This is a genomic window from Stieleria tagensis (genome assembly GCF_024129865.1).
Classification (GTDB): domain Bacteria; phylum Planctomycetota; class Planctomycetia; order Pirellulales; family Pirellulaceae; genus Stieleria; species Stieleria tagensis.
Map to the genome: position 1 here is coordinate 1 of NZ_JAMYFE010000192.1, position 2,603 is coordinate 2,603.

The 2,603-nt window shown below is 54.0% G+C and carries 3 protein-coding genes; 1 reads left to right on the forward strand and 2 read right to left on the reverse strand.

Annotated features, from left to right (window positions below; all coding sequences use genetic code 11):
* Positions 1-543 precede the first annotated feature (543 nt).
* On the reverse strand, positions 544-1,356 hold the full coding sequence (locus NHH03_RS27725; RefSeq protein WP_253161613.1) for a hypothetical protein: 813 nt from the start codon (positions 1,354-1,356) through the stop codon (positions 544-546).
* Positions 1,357-1,694: 338 nt separating this feature from the next.
* Complete coding sequence (locus tag NHH03_RS27730; protein ID WP_253161614.1) at positions 1,695-2,129, reverse strand: TdeIII family type II restriction endonuclease; 435 nt, start codon at positions 2,127-2,129, stop codon at positions 1,695-1,697.
* Positions 2,130-2,247: 118 nt separating this feature from the next.
* Between NHH03_RS27730 and NHH03_RS27735 the strand changes: the two genes are divergently transcribed.
* On the forward strand, positions 2,248-2,457 hold the full coding sequence (locus tag NHH03_RS27735) for a MerR family transcriptional regulator (RefSeq protein WP_253161615.1): 210 nt from the start codon (positions 2,248-2,250) through the stop codon (positions 2,455-2,457).
* Positions 2,458-2,603 lie beyond the last annotated feature (146 nt).

Below are 2,603 nucleotides of genomic sequence, written 5' to 3' on the forward strand. Positions count from 1 at the left end.
GATGCGGTATGACCATAAGGCGGATGTGCTTTTCAATCTGCGCGCCGTCGCCGACGTCACCGTGAATGCAGACCTGCCAGTAGACGACACACTGTCCCACGTTCTGAATTGCCTTTGATTGCGCGACGCCTGGGAGGCTTAGGTTTGGTCCATATATCAGATTTTGCCTGACATCGTCATCGAATCGATCTCTGATATTAACAACGAATCGTCCAATACCGCACGGCTAGGTGCAACGTTGAACAGCCAGCTATTCTCGGTCGAACACTGGCATCCGTGACTAACCCTTTTCAATCGCCCCACGACAGCCACCAAGGAACATGCACCATTGGGGCGTCTTGCTTCTTACGAGATCACGCTTCAGCGTGTCTCGACAGCCGATTTGTGAAAATTGCACCTGCTGTACCCATGCTACCTGCAAAGGATTGGCGAAAAACAGGTGACTTCGCCGACGGCTTCGCTTGAAAAACTCGGAATTACGGTAGCCAGAGTCGGAAAGATCGACTTCAGGTCTATTCCATCCGAAATATGGGTCGAAAGTTACTACTCACAAATGTCCAGCTTGTTTTTAGCGTCGAATTTCTCCCGGTTTTTCCTGCGCATCGTAGCAAGCTCCTGCGCCAACTCGTTGAATCCTAGCGGCTGATCCTGGCATTTGCCGTCAGCGCTCCGGTTTGCTACTCGACGACGAGCTTCCTTTTCCAACGCAACCAAGCTCATGTACGACTCGGCAACCTCGTCCATCCAATCGTGCCATCCGTAATCAACTAGGCCGTTAAACCGTTCAGCGAGCAGAATATGGAGATTAATCAGGGCGAATAACTCAGAATTGGTCAGGTCGACGTAAGCCGCAGAGCGGGTTTTGCTGGAGGCTGGAAACATCTCGTCAAATCCCTCCGAGAGATAACCGATTTTGAATTCAGCGTTTGGAGGTTCTGGTTCGGGCTCAGAACCAGCCCCACAAGCCTCATCGCTAGGTTCGCCACCCTCGTAGATCACAACCCCACCAGCTTGTTTCTCCCCAAATCTAAGGCGATCAAGATCGTCTGGGTCGAGTTCGTTACAGCGCATTTCAAGCGCGACTAAGCTTGCCAAGCAGTGTTCGGTCTCCTTCACATCATTCGATCGGCGACATTCATAGTTGCCGAAGCTCCTTTCCCAGCGAAGGATGTAGTACTCGATCAAGGTAGCCAGTTCATAGACATCCAGCGGGCGAAACGAATCAAGGCGTTTACACGCGTGTTCGTGAACCTCTGCCCGGGTTTCGTCGCGAATGAAACCGATGCGATAGGGCGGAGCTCCGTGAGGCTTGCCGTCAGCATCGCCATAGAGGCTTCGGGTTGTGTACGTAGACATCGTTATGCTCCAAATGGAGTTTGTGAACAGATCCCTGGGGACCGCGAACACGTCACCGCCGAAAAGCGGAAAGATCACGTCTCGCATTACTAATAACACGTCGCGACCCCCCTCCATGATTCCCCGGGCGGGTGGATTTAGAGGAAAAAGCCTTTGGGGGCTCCTCCCTGGGATCGAATGGCAAGCGAGGCCCCCCGGGGCCCCTGCAATGATCCGAGAAGAGGCCCCCCGGGGGGCCTCTTGAAGTCCGGCAAGTTCCAAGTCACCGAGCACTCCATCGCCGGATCCTCCAATACCAAAGAATCCAAGGGATGGCTTTTCGTCGGCCTCCGTGACGCTCAGGACATCAGCCCCGGCCGAACGTGGGCTCGCGAGCTCAAGGGCCTGCGAAATACCTTCTCGAAGCTCCGACATGTCTTGCCGCCCGGTGAAGTCCAAAGCTGCGCCTCTGCCATCGCTTCGACTATTTCTTTGCATGAAAGTGGTTTGCGGCTCTTCTGCAATACCGTCGAAGACGCTTCGATCTGACAGACCTTTTTCTTGGCGGCCGGTTTCTTTGCCGTAGTCTTCTTGGCGGCAGCGGTCTTGGTAGCGGTGGTGGTTTGCTTTGCGACGGGTTCAAACACCGCATAGCCGAACGATGAAACTAATGTCCTGATGGTTTCAAACACGTCCAGCAGTTCCGCTTCCATCAGCTCGGGAACATATATCGAATTGTCTGGCACTTGGCCATTGTCGAGCGTGTATCTCGCAACCTCTTTCGCTCGCTGCATGCAGTACCACTCCAAGTATTGGATGGCGTGTTGCGAACCCGTGTAGCATATCGCAGGTGTGCAGAGTTTGATAGGCTAGGGAGGGTAGCAGCAACCACGGTGCGGAGGCGTCTGACCGATGACCAAACTTACCGAGTACGTGAAAACAGCCGAGGCGGCTGAAATTCTTGGCGTGGCTCAGAACACGCTCCGCAAATGGGCGGCGAGAGGTGAGATCCCTATGCATCGCAACCCGGCCAACGGCTATCGTCTGTTCAAACGCACTGATCTCCAACAATTTCTGAAGCGAGTGGAAGAGTCAAGAAAGCAACACGGTCGATCGAAGTAGGCAAATCCAACCGAGCAAAATAGGGCAGCAAGGAATCAACGACCCATGGCACTGAAGAAATCGGAAATCTATTCATCCCTCTGGGCAAGCTGCGATGAGCTGCGTGGCGGGATGGATGCCAGCCAGTGTGCTGGTTCAGCGGGAAC